The 17,633-nt window shown below is 69.1% G+C and carries 15 protein-coding genes and 1 pseudogene; 9 read left to right on the top strand and 7 right to left on the bottom strand.

Features of this window, described 5'->3' with window-relative positions; translation table 11 throughout:
* Positions 1-192 precede the first annotated feature (192 nt).
* Complete coding sequence (locus tag FU658_RS09285; RefSeq protein WP_147891828.1) at positions 193-1,539, top strand: hypothetical protein; 1,347 nt, start codon at positions 193-195, stop codon at positions 1,537-1,539.
* Here the strand turns inward: FU658_RS09285 and FU658_RS09290 are convergent.
* The gene (locus FU658_RS09290) at positions 1,452-2,927 is read right to left on the bottom strand and encodes a rhomboid family intramembrane serine protease (RefSeq protein WP_147891829.1); all 1,476 of its coding nucleotides are present in this window, start codon (positions 2,925-2,927) and stop codon (positions 1,452-1,454) included. The genes FU658_RS09285 and FU658_RS09290 overlap by 88 nt on opposite strands.
* A 139-nt stretch (positions 2,928-3,066) precedes the next feature.
* On the opposite strand from FU658_RS09290, the gene greB reads away from it, so the two are divergent.
* Complete coding sequence (greB, locus tag FU658_RS09295; protein ID WP_147891830.1) at positions 3,067-3,567, top strand: transcription elongation factor GreB; 501 nt, start codon at positions 3,067-3,069, stop codon at positions 3,565-3,567.
* Positions 3,568-3,633: 66 nt separating this feature from the next.
* A complete protein-coding gene (locus tag FU658_RS09300; protein WP_147891831.1) occupies positions 3,634-4,200 on the top strand; it encodes a DUF4136 domain-containing protein in 567 nt (188 codons plus the stop codon).
* A gap of 49 nt (positions 4,201-4,249) precedes the next feature.
* Here FU658_RS09300 and FU658_RS09305 read toward each other — a convergent pair whose 3' ends face one another.
* The 4 genes and pseudogenes from FU658_RS09305 to FU658_RS09325 all read right to left on the bottom strand — a co-directional run bounded on the left by FU658_RS09305 (position 4,250) and on the right by FU658_RS09325 (position 9,973).
* Complete coding sequence (locus tag FU658_RS09305) at positions 4,250-6,499, bottom strand: DUF5916 domain-containing protein (RefSeq protein WP_147891832.1); 2,250 nt, start codon at positions 6,497-6,499, stop codon at positions 4,250-4,252.
* 101 nt (positions 6,500-6,600) lie between these two features.
* Positions 6,601-6,957, bottom strand: a complete 357-nt coding sequence (locus FU658_RS09310; protein WP_187266031.1) for a hypothetical protein — start codon at positions 6,955-6,957, stop codon at positions 6,601-6,603.
* A gap of 253 nt (positions 6,958-7,210) precedes the next feature.
* Positions 7,211-8,533 (bottom strand): annotated as a pseudogene (gene rimO, locus FU658_RS09320) (30S ribosomal protein S12 methylthiotransferase RimO); the annotation flags it as partial.
* A 72-nt stretch (positions 8,534-8,605) separates the two neighbouring features.
* The gene (locus FU658_RS09325; protein ID WP_187266032.1) at positions 8,606-9,973 is read right to left on the bottom strand and encodes a sensor domain-containing diguanylate cyclase; all 1,368 of its coding nucleotides are present in this window, start codon (positions 9,971-9,973) and stop codon (positions 8,606-8,608) included.
* 169 nt (positions 9,974-10,142) lie between these two features.
* On the opposite strand from FU658_RS09325, the gene FU658_RS09330 reads away from it, so the two are divergent.
* From FU658_RS09330 to FU658_RS09350, 5 genes are all read left to right on the top strand, one after another.
* Positions 10,143-10,808 (top strand): dienelactone hydrolase family protein, encoded by a 666-nt coding sequence (locus tag FU658_RS09330; RefSeq protein WP_147891836.1) that lies wholly within the window; start codon positions 10,143-10,145, stop codon positions 10,806-10,808.
* Between the two features lie 106 nt (positions 10,809-10,914).
* Positions 10,915-11,331, top strand: coding sequence for an HIT domain-containing protein (locus FU658_RS09335; protein WP_147891837.1), 417 nt, complete (start codon positions 10,915-10,917; stop codon positions 11,329-11,331).
* Positions 11,328-12,035, top strand: coding sequence for a 5-oxoprolinase subunit PxpB (pxpB, locus tag FU658_RS09340; RefSeq protein WP_147891838.1), 708 nt, complete (start codon positions 11,328-11,330; stop codon positions 12,033-12,035). Before FU658_RS09335 ends, pxpB begins: the two co-directional genes overlap by 4 nt.
* Positions 12,025-12,990, top strand: a complete 966-nt coding sequence (locus tag FU658_RS09345) for a 5-oxoprolinase subunit C family protein (protein ID WP_187266033.1) — start codon at positions 12,025-12,027, stop codon at positions 12,988-12,990. The genes pxpB and FU658_RS09345 overlap by 11 nt, the downstream gene beginning before the upstream one ends.
* Before the next feature lie 7 nt (positions 12,991-12,997).
* The gene (locus FU658_RS09350) at positions 12,998-13,744 is read left to right on the top strand and encodes a 5-oxoprolinase subunit PxpA (RefSeq protein ID WP_222708402.1); all 747 of its coding nucleotides are present in this window, start codon (positions 12,998-13,000) and stop codon (positions 13,742-13,744) included.
* A 28-nt stretch (positions 13,745-13,772) separates the two neighbouring features.
* Here FU658_RS09350 and dcd read toward each other — a convergent pair whose 3' ends face one another.
* Both dcd and apbC read right to left on the bottom strand, forming a co-directional pair.
* The gene (dcd, locus tag FU658_RS09355; protein ID WP_147891840.1) at positions 13,773-14,342 is read right to left on the bottom strand and encodes a dCTP deaminase; all 570 of its coding nucleotides are present in this window, start codon (positions 14,340-14,342) and stop codon (positions 13,773-13,775) included.
* 13 nt (positions 14,343-14,355) lie between these two features.
* Positions 14,356-15,447, bottom strand: a complete 1,092-nt coding sequence (apbC, locus tag FU658_RS09360) for an iron-sulfur cluster carrier protein ApbC (RefSeq protein ID WP_147891841.1) — start codon at positions 15,445-15,447, stop codon at positions 14,356-14,358.
* Between the two features lie 131 nt (positions 15,448-15,578).
* On the opposite strand from apbC, the gene metG reads away from it, so the two are divergent.
* Positions 15,579-17,633, top strand: a complete 2,055-nt coding sequence (gene metG, locus FU658_RS09365) for a methionine--tRNA ligase (protein ID WP_147891842.1) — start codon at positions 15,579-15,581, stop codon at positions 17,631-17,633.

A 17,633-nucleotide genomic window follows, 5' to 3' on the forward strand; every position in this document is an offset into this window, starting at 1 on the left:
CAGAGTCGGGGCCCGCGTCGATCGGCTGGACACGACCCGCCAGCCTGCTTGATGACAGCGCCGGGCGCTTGCGGGTAATCTCCGCGCGTCGCCCGGCGTCGCCGGGGGACCCGTGCCGAGTGCGCGTATCCGGGGGGATGCGGCGCCATGCCAGCTCCGGCGCACACACCATCGACAGGGGGAGACAGGGACATGTCCGCGAATCTTCGCGCAGCCGCGCCGATCCAGCCGTTCTGGGAACGGCTGGGCAGCTTCATCACCTATCCACTGCGCGGCGACGCGCTGGTCGTGCTGCTCGTGCTCAGCCTGGGCCAGGTGCTTGGACTGATTCCGGTCTTCGGCTGGATCATCGGCCTGGTGTTGCTGGCGACCGCCTACAAGTACGCCTTCACGATCCTGCGCGAGACAGCGCATGGCCGACTGGACCCTCCCGGGGGCGTGATGGAAGCGCCGGACGCGGTGATCATCAAGTTCCTGGCGCTCTACATACTGTTGATCCTGGCTGTCGTCGCGATCGCGATCCTCGCCGGCCCCGTGGCGGCCATCGTCGCTGCCGTCGTCTTCACGCTGGCCATACCGGCGGCCACGATGGCGCTGGCGATGGACGAGAGCCTGGTCAATGCGCTCAACCCGGGGACCTGGCTGGCGATCATCGGACGCCTGGGCGGAGCCTACTTCCTGCTTGTCGCACTGCTGTTCGTGTTCCAGCTCAGTGCCGCGAACGCCACAGGACTCGCCGGCCACTTCCTGCCGCCGCTGCTCAGCGACATCGTGTTCTCGGCGATCTTCTTCTGGGGCCTGTTCGGCACCTTCCACCTGATGGGCTACCTGCTCTACCAGTACCACGAGCGCTTCGGCTTCGAGCCCGAAGCCCACGAGCATGCCGCGCACCGCCCGGAGTCACGCGACGAGGTGCTGCTGGCGGACTCCGAGGCACTCATCCGCGACGGGCACGTCGAGCAGGCCGCTGCGCTGCTGGGAGAGGAGATCCAGCGGCGCGCGGTCCCGCTGGAAGTGCACGAGCGCTACCGCCGGCTGCTTCGCCAGCAGGTGGCACCGGATCGCCTGCAGCAACACGGTGCCGTGTTCCTCAACGTGCTCATGCTCGAGGGCGAACACCGCAGGGCGCTGGCCCTGGCACGCGAATGCCTGGACCTGGATCCACGCTTCGCGCCCTTGCTTCCGGAACAGGGGCTGGAGCTCGCCGAGCGGCCCGCTCGCTGGGCCAGGCGAAACTGGCGATCGACCTGCTTGCCTCGATGCGCCAGGCATTCCCCAAGGACCGTGGCCGGCCCGAGTGGGCGCTTATGGAGGCCGACCTGCTGCTGCAGCGTGGCGGGGGCGACGCGCAGGCGCGCGAGGCCCTGGCGGGTGCGCGCGAACGCTGCGACGACCCCGACCAGCAGCGCAAGCTCGATGCGCTGCTGGCGGCGGTCCCCGCCTGAGCCGGATCAGCCCTGCTCGAGCAGGAAGCGCGCCTTCCCGGCCGGCTCACTGCCGGGAAAGCGCTGCACGATGAGTGCCAGCGCCGCGCGGTAGTCCCCCTCGCCGGAACGCTCCTCGGCCAGCGCCAGGCGCAGCCAGGCCATCGCCACGACCGCCTCGTCGCCCCGCGGCGACGTCCACGGCTTCGAGCAGGCCGCGCGCCGCGGTGCGCTCGCCTGCCTCGACCAGGCTGCTGGCCAGCCCCGGCCAGCGCCCCGAGGCGGGACCTGGAGCCCGAAGCCGATGGCGTCGCGTGCCAGTTCGGCCTGTTGGGCGAGCTCATCCGCGCGGGCGCTTGGGATCGACAGCACATGGGCGGCCCGCGCCTGCGCGTGCTCCCTGTGGCCTGCGTAGCGTGCCACGCGATAGTGCGCCACGCGCGCCGGCAACCAGTGCGGGTGCGAGGCCAGCACCGGGCGAAGCCGCTGCTCGGCGATGTCGAGCTCCATGCGTCCCAGCGCCTGCAACGCCGCTTCGAGCTGAGGCTCGGGCCGCGTTGCGTCGATGTCCTCGGCCAGCGCCAGCCGGGACTCCTCGAGTCCCTCACCCATGTGCTTGAACGCCAGGGCCACCAGTGCACCGGTCACCAGGCCACCTGCGTGCGCCTCGAAACCGACGCCCGCATCGCGGAACAACAGCATCTGCAGCACCTCCCAGCCCAGCCAGGCCGGCAGCAGCCAGATCGCCGGCGCGCGCACGTAGTCGAAATAGATGAAGAACCAATAGAAGAAGCGCACCTTGCGTCTTCCCCACAGCACGCAGTACGCACCCATCAGGCCGGCGATCGCACCGGAGGCGCCGAGGCCCGCGGAAGGCTCCCCCCAGCGCCATGCCAGCGCCGCGGCACTCGCCCCCAGCGCGGCAACCACGTAGAGCAGCAGGTAGCGCCACGCCCCCAGCGCCGCCTCGACCAGGTGCCCGACCAGGAACAGGAATATCAGATTGCCCAGCAGGTGGCCGAAGTCGGCATGAAGGAAGGCGGCGGTGAACATGCGCAGCACATCGACTTCGTTGCCGCGCAACATGAAGCGGTCGGTCAAGCTGCGTCCCTTGAGCGCGTCGTATCCGGCCCGGGCCTGCTGCCATCGGGACCGATCCGCGTCGCTGGCAAAGCCCTCGCGCCTGGCCCAGTCGTGGAAGGCCGGGTCGAGATCGATGCGCTGCGAGAGCATCGCACTGCGTTCGGGCTCGCCCAGCTGCATGACCGCGCCCAGCTCGGTCGCGGTGGCGTGCTGCCCGCTGGCTTCCAGGTACCGGCCGTAGAGCGGCGCCTCGATTCCGCCCAATCCACTGTCGACGTACTGCTCCAGCGCGTCGGCGCGGACGCGGGCATCCCCGGCCTGCAGCACGATGAACACGAACAGGTTCACCAGCATCAGGGTGAACGTGCACCAGGCAATCGAACGGCGTCCCGGAACACGGTGCAAAGGCAGTATCAGCATGCGTCTCCCCACGCATCGAGCGGTCTGGCGCGTCGTCCCCACGGCGCGCGCGGGCTAGGTTACCGCAAGCTCCATGCCGCGGGGCGGTGCCGTGTGCGGGGCCGTTAGAATGGACGCCCCGCACCCATCACCCGATCGCATGTCCCGCTGGCGCCCCGCCCCACCCCGCTCCACGCCGATCATCACCCGCCAGGGTTTCGAGGCCCTGCGCGCCGAGCTCGACGACCTGTGGCGCGTACAGCGTCCGGAAGTGGTTCGGGCGCTGGCCGCCGCCGCCGCGGAAGGCGACCGCTCGGAGAATGCCGAGTACACCTACCGGAAGAAGCAACTCGGCGGCATCGATCGCCGGGTGCGCTACCTCAGCAAGCGCCTGGAGGCACTCAAGGTGGCCGAGGGACTGCCGGCGGACACGGGAGCGATCTTCTTCGGCGCGGTGTTCCGGATCGAGGACGAGGACACCGGCGAGGCCACCTGCTACCGCATCGTCGGCCCGGATGAGACCGACGCGCGCGCCGGCGCGATCAGCATCGATGCACCCCTTGCCAGGGCCGCACTGGGCCGGCGCATCGGCGACAGCTTCCTCGTGCAATTGCCCGAGCGGGAATCGCGCTACGTCGTGGTTTCGGTCAGCTACGGCTGAATCCGTTCAAACTGCGTTGATCCGTTCTGGCGTACGGTAGGCGCATACCTGCCCAGGGAGTCGGCCATGAAAGCGTTGCGCACCCTCCTCGCCCTCGGGGCCATGGCCCTGCTGCTCAGCGCCTGCGCCACCGGCCCGCGCGTGTATTCCAACGCCGACCCGCAGGCGGACTTCGCCGGCTATTCCAGCTTCGGCTTCGTCGAGCGCCCCGGCACCGACCGCGGCGAGTACACCTCGCTGCTCACTGGCCGCCTGCAGCAGGCCACCCGCAATGCCATGGAGGCGCGTGGCTACCGCTACAGCGCCGACAACCCCGACCTGTTGGTGAACTTCAACGTGTCCACCACCACCCGGGTGGAATCCAATCCGGGGGCGATGCTGGGATGGGGTGGCTACTATCCCTACCGCTGGGGCTACTACGGCCCATGGACCGGCTGGCACCACGACGCGATCCGCGAGTACCACGAGGGCACGCTCAACATCGACCTGGTCGATGCGGCACAGCGACGCCTGGTATGGGAGGGCATGGCGGTCACGCGCCTGGGCCGTGACCCGCACGTGCAGCGCGACGAGCTCATCGACGCGGCGGTGAGCGGGATCTTCGAGCGCTTCCCCTACCGTCCCGGTCGATGATCGCTGCCCGGCCCGGGGGCCGCCACCCGACACTGGTGGCTGCGCCAGCTCAGAAGCGGTAGCGCAGCTTCAACAGCAGCTGGTCGGCGATCACGCCGACGCGGGTCTGCGAGAACAGTCCGCCGAAGCCCGACTCGGTATCGTCGATCTCGGCGCTGCCTCCCCGGCTGTAGACGAAGAAGAACTCGCTCATCGGCGCGAACTCGTAGCGGTAGCGCAGCTGCAGCGCCAGGTTGCCGAGCGAGAAGTCTTCATCCACCAGCGCGGTGGGGAGCAGGTCTCCCCCCACCACTTCGTAGCTTTGTCGCGCCCGCGCGCGCAGGCCGATGTACTGCGCCCGCCAACGCACCTCGTGACGGTCTGCGGGGAACCAATTGAGGTTCCAGAACAGTGATCCCTGGTCGCGCCGGTAGCTGGCCAGGCGATTGCCTTCCCGCCAGATCAGCCAGTCGCTGCTGTCGCGCCAGGTCAGGCGCACGCTGGTGGAAAGGTTGTCGGAGGCGAACCAGGTGGGCTCGACCGCCGATTCGATGGCCGAGCCATCCTCGCCCTCCTGCAGCCAACGCAGGTAGCTGAACACCCTCACGCGTCCATAGCGGGGCGTCTCGTACGACACGCGGGCCTCGTGGCGGGTCCCGAGGCCTACTCGGCCGTTGCCGCGGGTGATGAGGTCATCCACGAACGGCGCCCGGTAGACCACGTAGCCCGCAAGCTGCCCGGTACTGCGCAGTCGCACGACCCGCTCGGCCATCTGGCTGGCGTTGATGCGCTCGCCGTCGAGGTTTTCGCGGTAGTGGGTCTCGAAGTACCAGCTGCTGTTCTGGATGGCGCTTTCGGCGGGGTAGTCGCGCTGGTACAGCGTCGTGGCCGAGAGCACGTCGCGGTAGTCGTTGCGGCGCATGAAGCCCAGGTCGTTGATGTTGTAGTCGCGGTCGAAGTACGACACCTCCAGCCGCTGCGTCCATCGCGAGCTGGGCGCGTGGTCCAGGCGTGCCCAGCCCCCGAAACCGTCGTCATCGACCGCCGTGAAGCCGTTGCCGGCAACCGGCGACTGCCGCACCTGGCTGCCGATGACCTGGCCACGCAGCGAGCTGCCCGCGGCCGGGAGCCAGCTCCAGTCCACCGCGTGCACTCGGGCGCTTCGACCCAGCGTCGGCCGCGACGCCCAGGTGCCCAGGTAACCCACCTGCAACTGCTCGCCCCGGTGCCGCCCACGCAGCACGCCGAAGTCCCTGCCGCGCGCCAGCTCGCTGTCGTCTTCGGTGGCGTAGATCACGCCCCAGTCGGCTGCCTGGCCGCTGCCGGTGTACTTCACCGCTGCGTCGATGTCGGTGCTGCCTTCCGGTCCCACGTCCGGCGCGGCGCCGATGCGCCGCGTATTGACCAGCCGGCCACCGTTGGTGGTGGTCAGGTCGAACAGCGACTGGTTCTCGGTGAAGAACGGCCGCTTCTCGGAGAAAAAGGTCTCGATGGCACCGAAGTCCACCACGAGGTCGTCGCTTTCCACCTGCCCGAAGTCGGGCCGCAGCGTCGCGCTGAGCTGGTTGCGCGCATTCGGGCGCCAGAAGACGTCCATGCCCACGCGCAGGTCGCTGTCCCGGCGAAGGCGATCGCGCCCGGCCGAGACATAGGGCAGCAGATCCAGCGAGGACGTGTCCCACGCGTCGACCCGGATGCGTGCCATGTCGGCCACGAAGGTGGGGCGATCGAAATCGTAGCCCGGGTAGCTGAAACGCCGTCCCTGCCCCTCCACCACGCGCGAGGCGTAGATGCCGATCTCACGCTGGCCGTCGACGATGGTGCCCATCGGCGCGACCGTCCAGGGCAGGTGGATCTCGACGCTCCAGTAGTCTTCCTCCTCGTGCACGGCATGGAACCACAAGCCATCCCAGTCATAGGAGAAATTGCGCTGGTTGTTGATGATCGCGTCCTGGATGCCACCGCTGATCGACACCGTGAACTCGTAGGCGGTGGCGCCGCGGCCATCGAAATCGACGATCAGGTTGACCCGATCGGCGCGCGCCTGCGCATCGCGTGCGGTGCGGTGGCGGGTCCGCGTGAGGGTGCGCGGCTGCTGCACGCGAAAGCCGAAGTACATGCCGCGCTCGTCGCTGTGCACCAGCAGCTCGGTGCCCAGGTCGGGCGGCGAATCGCTCATAGGTTGCACGACCGCGAACGCATCGATGCGCTGGGCATCACGCCATTGCGGTTCGTCCAGGCGACCATCGATGGTGATGGCCATGGCGGGCGCGGCCAGTACGCCCAGGGGCAGGCCGGCGAGAAAGAATTTCAGGTGCATTGATCGGCAGTTCGGGGGGCGCTCCCTCGGGAGCGGCCACAGCGGCGTGGGAAAGCCTGCCGGGGCGCCGCGCGTGGCACGCGGCGCCCGGTTGTCAGCTATCAGCGGGAAGCAGCGATGTCGTTGATCTCGGCGGCCAGGCGGTTGAGGTGGGCACGCTGCTCGGCCAGGTCGGTCGCCAGGTTCAGGTTGGTCTGGGCCAGGTCCTCGCGCAGCGCCTGCAGGCGTGCCTCATCCAGCGAGAGGGTGGCTGCGTCGATGGAGCCCAATCGCTGGCCGGCGCGCTCGATGTGCTCGTTGGCGATGCCGAAATTGCGACGGTCGAGCTCCATGTTCGCCTGAAGCACGGCCACCTGGGCCTCGCGCAAGGTCATGCCGGCCCGCGCCTGGTCGCGCTCGCGCTGTGCCGCGGTGGCCGAATCACGCGATTCCGAGAGCTCGGTCGTGAGCTGCTCCACCTGCGCCTTGGGCGCGCCCCGCCGCGCCACCAGCCGATGGCGAACAACACGATGGCTGCAACGATGATGATGATCGGGACAATCGGGAGCTTGCGCTCGGAATCGGTGCTCATGCTGAGCCCTCCAGTGGCGGGTTTGGTTCTTGGTGGTATGGCCCGAGTCTAAACCAGCAGCGGGGCAAGGAACGTGTCCCGAGCCACGGCATGCGGCCCAGGCACCGCGATCAATCGTCCCGGTCCGGGTCGACCAGCGCGTAGAGGTCGTGTTCGTCGCTGCCCATGATCGTCACCTCGGCGAACTCGCCCACCCGCAGCCCGGCCGCGGCGCCGTCCTGGACCTGGACCAGGCCATCGATTTCCGGGGCATCGGCCATCGAGCGTGCGATGGCCAGCTCGCCGTCGATCAGGTCCACCAGCACCCGCTGTCGGCTGCCCACCTTGGCGGCCAACCGCGCCTCGCTGATCTGGGCCTGGCGGGCCATGAATCGCGCCAGCCGCTCCTGCTTGACCTCTTCGGGCACGGGATCCGGCAGGGCGTTCGCCGCGGCTCCCTCCACCGGCGAATAGGCGAACGCACCGACGCGGTCGAGCTGCGCTTCGTCGAGGAAGTCCAGCAATTGCTCGAACTCGGCTTCGGTCTCGCCGGGAAAGCCGACGATGAAGGTGGAGCGGATCGTCAGTTCAGGGCACATCGCACGCCAGTTCTGGATGCGCTCGAGCGTCTTCTCGACCGCCCCCGGGCGCTTCATCAGCTTGAGGATGCGCGGCACCGCGTGCTGGAACGGGATGTCCAGGTACGGCAGCAGCTTTCCCTGCGCCATCAGCGGGATGATGTCGTCCACGTGCGGGTACGGGTAGACGTAATGCAGGCGCGTCCACACACCCAGCTCCGCCAGCCCCTCGCAAAGCGCCTTCATGCGCGTGGCGTACTCGCGACCCTGCCAGGTGCCCGGCGCGTACTTGAGGTCGACGCCGTAGGCCGAGGTGTCCTGGGAGATGACCAGCAGTTCGCGCACTCCGCCACGCACCAGCTTCTCGGCCTCGCGCAGCACCTGGTCGACCGGCCGGCTGACCAGGTCGCCGCGCATGCTCGGGATGATGCAGAAGCTGCAGCGATGGTTGCAGCCCTCGGAGATCTTCAGGTACGCGTAATGCCGCGGCGTGAGCTTGATCCCGGTGTCCGGGATCAGGTCCAGCAACGGGTCGTGCCTGGGGGGCACCGCGGCGTGCACCGCGCGCATGACGCTGTCGTAGTCCTGCGGGCCGGTGATGGCCAGGACGCCCGGGTGCGCCTCCCGGATCTCGTCGGGGCGCTTGCCCAGGCAACCGGTCACGATCACCTTGCCGTTCTCGGCGATCGCTTCGCCGATCGCGTCCAGGCTCTCCTCCACGGCCGACTCGATGAAGCCGCAGGTGTTGACCACCACCACGTCGGCATCGTCGTAGCTGGGCACCAGCTCATAACCCTCGACCCGCAACTGGGTGAGGATGCGCTCGGAATCGACCAGGGCCTTCGGGCAGCCGAGGCTGACGAATCCGACCTTGGGGGCGACGGTGGGGATGATGGCTGGAGGCATTGGCGACGACGCAGGAGGTTAACGGGCCATTGTATCGCCTTGGGGCGCCTCCCACCCCAACGCCCCATGACCTCAGCGCTTGTAGTGGTACATGGCCTGGTCGGCCCGGTGCAGCAGTTGCTCGTAGCTTTCCTCGCGGGCGGCCAGCTCGGCCAGGCCGAAACTGGCCCCCACCGGATCGGGGTTTGCCGCCAGATCGGCCTTGATCGTGGCAATCAGCGCCTCGGCCCGGGGCGAGGAGGTCTCGGGAAGGAAGATCGCGAACTCGTCCCCGCTGAGCCGACCCAGCACTTCGCCCGCCTGCAGGTGCCGTTGGCAGGTCTTGGCCAGCAGCGTGAGCGCAGCGTCCCCGGCGGCGTGTCCCCGCCGGTCGTTGATCTGCTTCAGGCCGTTGAGGTCGATCATGATCAGCACGGCCGGCTGCTCTCGCTGCCGGGCGATATCGATGCCGTGGCGCACCCGGTCCTCGAAGAACGCCCGCGACAGGGCGTGCGTCAGCACATCGTGGGTCAGCAGGTGGCGCAGACGGTCGTTGTCGTTGTAAAGCGACGGGACCGCCAGGCCCAGGTAGCTGTTCGCCGCCAGGCTGATCAGCACGAACTGCAACATCAACGCCTCGCCACCGAGCTGCAGCAGGTTCGTGGCAACCACGATGAGCGCACTGAACAACGCGATGCCGGTCAGCGCGCACAGTTCCGATTCGGTATGGACGATCCACAGTTGCAGGATGATCGAAATGAACAGCAGGAACAGGATGGCTTCCTGCTCGCGGAACTGCGCCGCGCCAAGGAGGATGCCGGCGCTGACCAGCACCAGCGCGGCCAGCTTCATCACCGAACGCGATCCGAGGGCACGGGTGCGATGGCTCTTGGAAAAATACTTCACCCCCGAAGGCACGCCCATGCCGTGCTGGCCGCACAGGTGCACCAGCCCCACCGAGACGAGCGGCCCAAGCGTGATGAGGCCGGCATAGTCACCGATCCACCACGGCGCCAGAAGCCCGGGCACATCGTCGCGCGGCACCATTCCCGTCAGCGCCAGTCCCCACCCACCAAGCAGCGACGAGAGCCCCGCGGCCACCGCACCGCCAACCAGCACCAGCGTGACCTTGCGCAGCGTGGTCATCGGCGAGGCCTCCCAGGCCAGGCGCCGAAGCGGCAGGGCGATCGCACCGTAGGCAAAGGTATGGGTGAGCGCGAACACCACGCCGGACATGGCGAGTGCGGGGAGCGAGAGACCCTGTCCGTAGATGCGGTCAGTGATCAGCGTCGCCAGCAGGCAGGCGGTCCATAGCACCGGAAGCGCACGCGCCCCCAGGACCAGGAGGGCCGAGAACGTGACGGCCGCCGGAGGAAACCACAGGCTGGCGTGGGGGGCGTACTCCAGGAGCGAGGACACGAGGAACGCTGCCAGCCAAAGCAGCAGGAGGACACCGTGCACCACGGCCAGGGAGGCCGCAGACCTTCGAGCGCTCAAACGACCCCCATGGATCCGAGTATTGCCTGTGCCGCCAATATACGGCTCGCCACGGAGTTTGCGCAGGATCACCGGCGATTCTGGTCCAAACAGTGCGTAAGATCGCACCATCACAGCGATGCCGAGGCTTCCGATGGGACACCCAGTCAGCATTCCCACTCCTCGCGGCCCGATCACGGGCTGGCGCGCGGACCCGCCCAACGAGCCCAGGGCGGCCCTCGTCGTCATCCAGGAGATATTCGGCGTCAACAGCCACATCCGACGTGTGGTCGACCGCTTCGCCGCGCACGGCTACACCGCGGTCGCCCCCGCGCTTTTCGACCACGTCGACCGGGGCGTGGAACTGGACTATGACGAGGCCGGAGTGGCGCGGGGACGCGAACTGGCCGCCGAGGTCGGCTTCGACCGGGCCCTGGGCGACATCCACGCGCTGGTGGACTGGTTCCGCCACGAGCTTCCGGTGGGCGTGGTCGGCTTCTGTTGGGGCGGCACCCTGGCCTACCTGTGCAATACCCGCCTCAACCTGCCGGCGGTGAGCTACTACGGCGGTCGGACGGTACCTTTCCTGCACGAGCGCCTGAGTGCCCCGATGCTGTTCCACTTCGGCGAACACGACCCGATCATCCCCCCCGAAGACGTGCAGGCCCACCGCGACATGCACCCCGAGGCCAGCATCCAGGTCTGGGATGCCGGCCATGGCTTCAATTGCGACGCCCGCGCCGACCATGACGAGGCCGCAGCCCGGCTGGCGATGGAGCGCACGCTGGCCTTCCTGGAGCGGACATTGCGGCCGCGCTAGACCGGTTGACGCCTCCCCGCGCGCTGGGAGCCGGGGCGTGTTCGGCGTTAAGCTGTCCAGGCAGTTCGCCGCGCCCCCTGCGCGGCCCCAACACCGGAGGCCACCGATGGACGCCAACTGGCACCTCGACCCGCAACTGGCCGAAGACACCCATCCCCTGGCCAGCTTCGAACTGTCCGACCTGCGATTGATGGATGACGCCAACTACCCGTGGCTGGTGCTCGTGCCGCGCGTCGCTGGAGCGCGCGAGCTCATCGACCTCCCCGGCGAGGCGCGCCTGCGGCTGATGCACGAGATCGATCACGCCGCACGGGTCCTCAAGCAGGTGCACGCTCCCTACAAGCTCAACGTGGCGGCGCTGGGCAACATGGTCGAGCAGCTGCACGTCCACCTGATCGCCCGGGACCGCAGCGACCCGGCCTGGCCTGCGCCGGTCTGGGGACGGGTTGCCCGACGTCCCTATTCGCCGGAGCAACTGGCCGAAACCGCGCGGCGACTCCAGGCGGCACTGGCAGCGGGGTGAGCAGGGTCGAGGTGGAGGCGCTGGGTGAGCGCGCCTGGTTGCTGCGTCTGGGCGAAGGCATCGATGCCGGGTGCAACCGCCGCGTCCACGCGCTGGCCCGGCACATCCGGGAGCAGGCTCCGGCGTGGCTGGAAGACCTGATCCCCGCCTACGCCAGCCTGGCCGTGGTGCTGAGGATCGACGCCGTGGAGGCCCGCACGCAGGCACGCGACTGGCTGGTCGCCTGCGTCGAGTCCCCGCAGCCGCCGGACGAGGCCATCGCCGAACCCGTCGAGGTCCCGGTGCTCTACGGCGGCGACGCCGGGCCCGACCTGCCCGCCATGGCAGAGGCCCTGGGCCTGTCGGTCGAAGGGATCATCCAGCGCCATGCCAATGGCGACTACCTCGTCGCCATGCTGGGCTTCGCGCCCGGCTTCCCCTACCTGCTCGGCCTCGATCCCGCGCTCGCGATGCCTCGACTGGACAGCCCGCGCACGAGCGTGCCCGCCGGAAGCGTGGGCATCGGCGGCCACCAGACCGGCGTCTATCCGCGGGCCGGCGCCGGTGGCTGGCGACTGCTTGGGCGGACACCCTTGCAGCTGTTCGATGCGCGACGCGAGCAACCCGCGCTGCTGCAGCCCGGGGACCGGGTGCGCTTCGCGCCCGTCGATGCCGGACGCTTCGCCGAACTTGCCCGGTCGCCGGGAGGTATCGATGCGGATTGAAGTGGGACGCGGCGGGTTGCTCACGACGGTCCAGGACCTCGGCCGCCCCGGCCATGCGTGGCTGGGCGTAGGACGCGGCGGCGTGGCCGATGCGTACTCCGCGCGCGTGGCCAACCTGCTGGTGGGAAACCGGGAGGACGCGGCGCTGCTGGAGATCACGCTGTCCGGTCCTGCACTGCATTTCCCGGCCGCCGCGCGGATCGCGCTATGCGGCGCGGACATCGAGGCGACCGCCAACGACGAAGCGCTACCCGGTTGGCGCCCGGTGGAACTTCCGGCCGGGAGCACGCTGTCCCTGGGACGTTGCAGGCGCGGGGCCCGGGCCTACCTCGCGATCGCCGGCGGCGTGGTCGTGCCCCGCGTGCTGGGCAGCGCCGCGACCGACCTGCGCGGTGGGCTGGGCGGCCTGGCCGGACGTGCGCTTCGGAAGGGCGACGCGCTGGAAACCGGTGCGCCATCGCGCAGCGTGCCGGCACGCCACGCCCCATCCATCGCGGCCTGGTCGATCAACCCCTCGCCCGACATCGACTTCCACGCTTCCACGGTGGCGGGCCTGTTGCCCGGGGCCGATGCCTGCGCACCGCGCGACGTGCTGAGCCGGCATGCCTGGCAGGTCGATGCCGGCAGCGACCGCCAGGGGCTGCGACTCACGGGCCCGGCCATCGCGCTGTCCGCCCCCTGCAGGCGTCCGTCCGAGCCGGTGATGCCCGGCACCATCCAGTGTCCGCCCGACGGCCAGCCGATCATCCTGTTGGCCGACGCACAGACCGTCGGCGGCTACCCGCGCATCGGCCACGTAGCGCAGGCCGACCTGCCCAGGCTGGCCCAGCTGAGGCCGGGGGAGACACTTTGCTTCCACGACATCGACGCCGAGGAAGCCGTGGCATTGCAGCGGGCGCAACAGGCCCGGCTGGCGCGCATCGAACTGGCCATCCAGGCCAGGCTGGCGCGATGATGCCGTCATGGCCATGCACATCGACTTCAATGCCGACATCGGCGAAGGCTGCGGCGACGATGCAGCGATCGTCCCGCTGCTCAGCTCCGCCTCGATCGCTTGTGGCGGCCACGCCGGCGATGCCGCATCGATGGCTGCGGCAGTGGCGTGCTGCGCGGCGCATGGCGTGGCGATCGGCGCGCACCCCTCCTGGGAGGATCGACCCGGCTTCGGCCGCCAGCGGATGGACCGGCCAGCGGCCGAGCTGCAGTCGCTGCTGCGAAGCCAGGTGCAGGCATTGGCGGCCGTGGCCGCGCAGGTCGGCATGCGACTGGCCCACGTCAAGCCCCACGGCGCGCTCTACAACCAGGCCGCCGAGGACGCAGGCGTGGCCGATGCCATCGCCGGGGAGGTCGCGCGGATCGACCCGGGGCTGAAGCTCTACGCCCTGGCCGGTTCCGAGCTGGCCGCCGCCGGGCGCAGGGCGGGCCTGGCCGTGGTGGAGGAGGTGTTTGCCGAGCGCGGCTACCGCAGTGACGGGCGCCTCGTGCCACGCGGCGAGCCCGGAGCCGTCATCGATACGCTCGACACCGCGGTAGCGCAGACCTTGCAGATGCTTGCAGAGGGAAGTGTCACCAGCGTCGACGGCAAGATGGTACCGATCCATCCGCAGACGCTGTGCCTGCACGGCGATCGACCCGATGCCGCAGCGTTCGCACGTGGACTGCGCGAGGCCATCGAGGCCGCCGGCTACGCAGTGCGCGCGCCGGACTGATCCCTATGCCGCCTCCGGCGGGGCGGCATCAGATGCGCGGGACCGTCACCCCGGTCTGGCCCTGATACTTGCCGCCGCGATCGGCGTAGCTGGTGTCGCAGACCTCGTCGGACTCGAAGAACAGCATCTGCGCGACGCCCTCGTGGGCGTAGATCTTCGCCGGCAAGGGGGTGGTGTTGGAGAACTCCAGCGTCACGTGCCCTTCCCACTCGGGCTCGAGCGGCGTGACATTGACGATGATCCCGCAGCGCGCGTAGGTGCTCTTGCCCAGGCAGACCACCAGGGTGGAGCGCGGTATGCGGAAGTATTCCACCGTGCGTGCCAGCGCGAAGGAATTGGGCGGGATGATGCACACGTCGCCCTTGAAGTCGACGAAGCTCTTCGGGTCGAAGTCCTTCGGGTCGACGACGGTGGAGTTGATGTTGGTGAACACCTTGAACTCGTCGGCACAGCGCACGTCGTAGCCGTAGCTGGACGTGCCGAAGCTGACGATGCGTTTGTGCTGCGCATCGTGCTTGACCTGGCCGGGCTCGAACGGCTCGATCATGCGGTGCTGTTCGGCCATGCGGCGGATCCACTTGTCGCTCTTGATGCTCATGCGCTGTCCTGGCTCAGGTGTTCTGGATGACGATGTTGGGGAAGCCGATCGACTTGTTGCGCGCCTGCACCGACAGGCGCGCGGCGGCGTTGCGGGCGATCTCCCGGTAGCTCGACGCCAGGCGGGAGTCCGGATCGTGGGCCACGGTCGGCGTGCCGGAGTCGGCCTGTTCGCGGATGCGGATGTCGAGCGGCAGCGCGCCCAGCAGCGGCACGTCGTACTCCTTCGACATGCGCCCGCCGCCGCCTTCGCCGAACACGTGCTCCTCGTGGCCGCATTGGCTGCACACGTGCACGGCCATGTTCTCGACGATGCCCAGCACCGGCACCTCGACCTTGCGGAACATCTGCAGGGCCTTCTTCGCATCCAGCAGCGCAATGTCCTGGGGCGTGGTGACGATGACCGCGGCGGACACCGGCACGCGCTGCGACAGCGTGAGCTGGATGTCGCCGGTGCCCGGCGGCAGGTCGATGACCAGGTAGTCGAGGTTGTCCCAGGCGCACTCGGTCAGCAGCTGCTGCATCGCCTGGGTGACCATCGGGCCACGCCAGATCATCGGCGTGTCCTCGCCGACCAGCAGGCCGATCGACATCGCCTGCAGGCCGTGGCCGAGCTTGGGCATGATCTTCTTGCCGTCGGGGCTGTCGGGACGGCCGACCAGGCCGAGCATCTTCGGGATCGAGGGGCCGTAGATGTCGGCATCGAGCACCCCGACGCGCGCGCCCTCGGCCTGCAGGGCCAGGGCCAGGTTCACCGAGGTGGTGGACTTGCCCACGCCACCCTTGCCCGAGGCCACCGCGATGATGTTCCTGACCTGCGGGAGCGGCGTGAGGTCCTTCTGCACCCTGTGCGCGACCACCTTCCAGCCGACCTGCACGACGGCGGACTCCACCCCCGGCTGCGCCTGCGCGACGCGCTCGACCTCGGCGGCGAGTGCGTCACGCCAACCGGCAGCGGGATAGCCCAGCTGGATCTCGACCGACACCCGGCCCGCATCCACGCCCAGGGCCCGGATCGCCTGGCCGGCCGCGAGGTCGGCGCCGGTGTGCGGATCGGCGATCGCGCCGATCGCTGCGCGCAGCGCGTCCTGGTCGAGTTGCGTCATGGAGAATCCTGCCGGCAGCGTGGGGAGGCCCGTGATTCTAGCCGATCCCCACCGCCCGGGCCGGCCCCGCACCCTCGGAACCACGCACTGTTTGGGGGATAATGCCCGGCCCTCGCACCCGATCGGACCCCATGTCGGCTCCCGCCCTCGTCACCACCGCCCTTCCCTACGCCAACGGCCCGCTGCACATCGGCCACCTGGTCGGCTACATCCAGGCCGACGTGTGGGTTCGCGCGCGCCGCATGGAGGGCGGGGAAGTGCACTTCGTCTGCGCCGACGACGCCCATGGCACGCCGATCATGCTGGCCGCGGAGAAGGCCGGCATGGCGCCGGAGGATTTCATCGCCGGCATCCAGGCGGGGCACGAGCGCGACTTCGCCGACTTCGGCGTGAACTTCGATCACTACCACTCCACGCATTCGGACGAGAACCGCGAACTGGCCACGCGCATCTACCTGGCCTTGCGCGAGCGCGGCGCGATCGCCGTGCGTTCGATCCAGCAACTGTTCGACCCCGAGCGCGGCATGTTCCTACCCGACCGCTACGTCATCGGTGAGTGTCCGAAGTGCGGGGCGGCCGAGCAGTACGGCGACAACTGCGAGGCCTGCGGTGCCGCCTACTCCCCCACCGACCTGAAGAATCCGCGTTCGGTGGTGTCCGGCGCGGTGCCGGTGCTGCGCGACTCCGAGCACTACTTCTTCCAGCTGCCGCAATTCGACGCCTTCCTGCGCGACTGGCTGGCCGGCGACGTGGCCCATCCGGCGGTCAAGGCGAAGCTGGGCGAATGGCTGGAGGGCGGTTTGCGCGACTGGGACATCAGCCGCGACGCGCCGTACTTCGGCTTCCCCATCCCCGACGCGCCGGGCAAGTTCTTCTATGTCTGGCTGGATGCACCGGTGGGCTACCTTGCCAGCTTCAAGGCCTGGTGCGCGCTCCGGGGCATCGACTTCGACGCGTTCCTCGGCGCCGGCAGCCAGGCGGAAATGCACCACTTCCTGGGCAAGGACATCATCAACTTCCACGGCCTGTTCTGGCCGGCGATGCTGCACGGCGCGGGCATGCGCACGCCGAGCCGGCTGCATGTGAACGGCTACCTGACGGTGAACGGCGCGAAGATGTCGAAGTCGCGCGGCACCTTCATCCAGGCCCGCACCTGGCTCGAACACCTGCCCGCCGAGCCGCTGCGCTACTACTTCGCCGCCAAGACCGGTGGCGGCGTGGATGACCTCGACCTCAACCTCGAGGATTTCAGTGCGCGGGTGAACTCCGACCTCGTCGGCAAGTTCGTGAACCTGGCCAGCCGCTGCGCCGGCTTCATCAGCAAGCGCTTCGACGGCCGGCTGGCCGACACACTTCCCGAGCCGGCGCTGTACGCGCGCTTCGTGGCCGGCCTGGGAGAGGCCCGCACCAGCTTCGGCGCAGGCGAGTACAGCCGCGCCATCCGCCAGCTCATGGCGCTGGCCGACGAGGCGAACCGCTACATCGACGAGCACAAGCCCTGGGTCATCGCCAAGCAGGAGGGGGCCGACGCACAGTTGCAGGCGGTGTGCACGCAGGGCCTGAACCTGTTCCGCGTGCTGGCCGCCGGCCTCAAGCCGGTGCTGCCGGACACCGTGGCCCGCGCCGAAGGCTTCCTTGGATCGGTGGTCGCGCGTTTCGACGATGTCGCCGCCCCCCTGCTCGCCCACACCATCAACCCGTTCGAACCGCTGATGACGCGGATCGACCCGAAGAAGATCGAAGCCATGACCGATGCCAGCACCGAATCCCTGAAGCCGACCGCCGCGCCGGCCGTCGAGGCGAAGGCCCCGGCACCCACGCCTGCGCCGAAGCCGGAAGCCGGAAGCGAGACGGCATTCATCACGATCGACGACTTCGCGAGGCTCGACATGCGCATCGCCACGGTCACGGCATGCGAGTTCGTCGAGGGTTCCGACAAGCTGCTGCGCTTCGAACTCGACGCCGGTGCACTGGGCACGCGCCAGATCTTCTCCGGCATCCGCGCCGCCTACGCCGAACCCGGAAAGCTGGTGGGCCGACAGGTCGTGTTCGTGGCCAACCTCGCCCCGCGCAAGATGCGCTTCGGGGTGTCGGAGGGGATGATCCTCTCGGCAGGCAGCGGCGGTGGCGACCTGTTCCTGCTCGACGTCGACACTGGCGCCAAACCCGGCGATCCGGTGCGCTGA

The sequence above is a fragment of the Alkalisalibacterium limincola genome (genome assembly GCF_008017755.1).
Lineage (GTDB): Bacteria > Pseudomonadota > Gammaproteobacteria > Xanthomonadales > Xanthomonadaceae > Alkalisalibacterium > Alkalisalibacterium limincola.

Coding starts and splice junctions, on each gene's coding strand:
- greB (WP_147891830.1), top strand. CDS start 3,067: ATGTCCCGCTGGCGCCCCGCCCCACCCCGCTCCACGCCGATCATCACC.
- FU658_RS09285 (WP_147891828.1), top strand. CDS start 193: ATGTCCGCGAATCTTCGCGCAGCCGCGCCGATCCAGCCGTTCTGGGAA.
- FU658_RS09290 (WP_147891829.1), bottom strand. CDS start 2,927: ATGCTGATACTGCCTTTGCACCGTGTTCCGGGACGCCGTTCGATTGCC.
- FU658_RS09345 (WP_187266033.1), top strand. CDS start 12,025: ATGCGGATTGAAGTGGGACGCGGCGGGTTGCTCACGACGGTCCAGGAC.
- FU658_RS09350 (WP_222708402.1), top strand. CDS start 12,998: ATGGCCATGCACATCGACTTCAATGCCGACATCGGCGAAGGCTGCGGC.
- FU658_RS09330 (WP_147891836.1), top strand. CDS start 10,143: ATGGGACACCCAGTCAGCATTCCCACTCCTCGCGGCCCGATCACGGGC.
- metG (WP_147891842.1), top strand. CDS start 15,579: ATGTCGGCTCCCGCCCTCGTCACCACCGCCCTTCCCTACGCCAACGGC.
- FU658_RS09300 (WP_147891831.1), top strand. CDS start 3,634: ATGAAAGCGTTGCGCACCCTCCTCGCCCTCGGGGCCATGGCCCTGCTG.
- FU658_RS09305 (WP_147891832.1), bottom strand. CDS start 6,499: ATGCACCTGAAATTCTTTCTCGCCGGCCTGCCCCTGGGCGTACTGGCC.
- apbC (WP_147891841.1), bottom strand. CDS start 15,447: ATGACGCAACTCGACCAGGACGCGCTGCGCGCAGCGATCGGCGCGATC.
- FU658_RS09335 (WP_147891837.1), top strand. CDS start 10,915: ATGGACGCCAACTGGCACCTCGACCCGCAACTGGCCGAAGACACCCAT.
- dcd (WP_147891840.1), bottom strand. CDS start 14,342: ATGAGCATCAAGAGCGACAAGTGGATCCGCCGCATGGCCGAACAGCAC.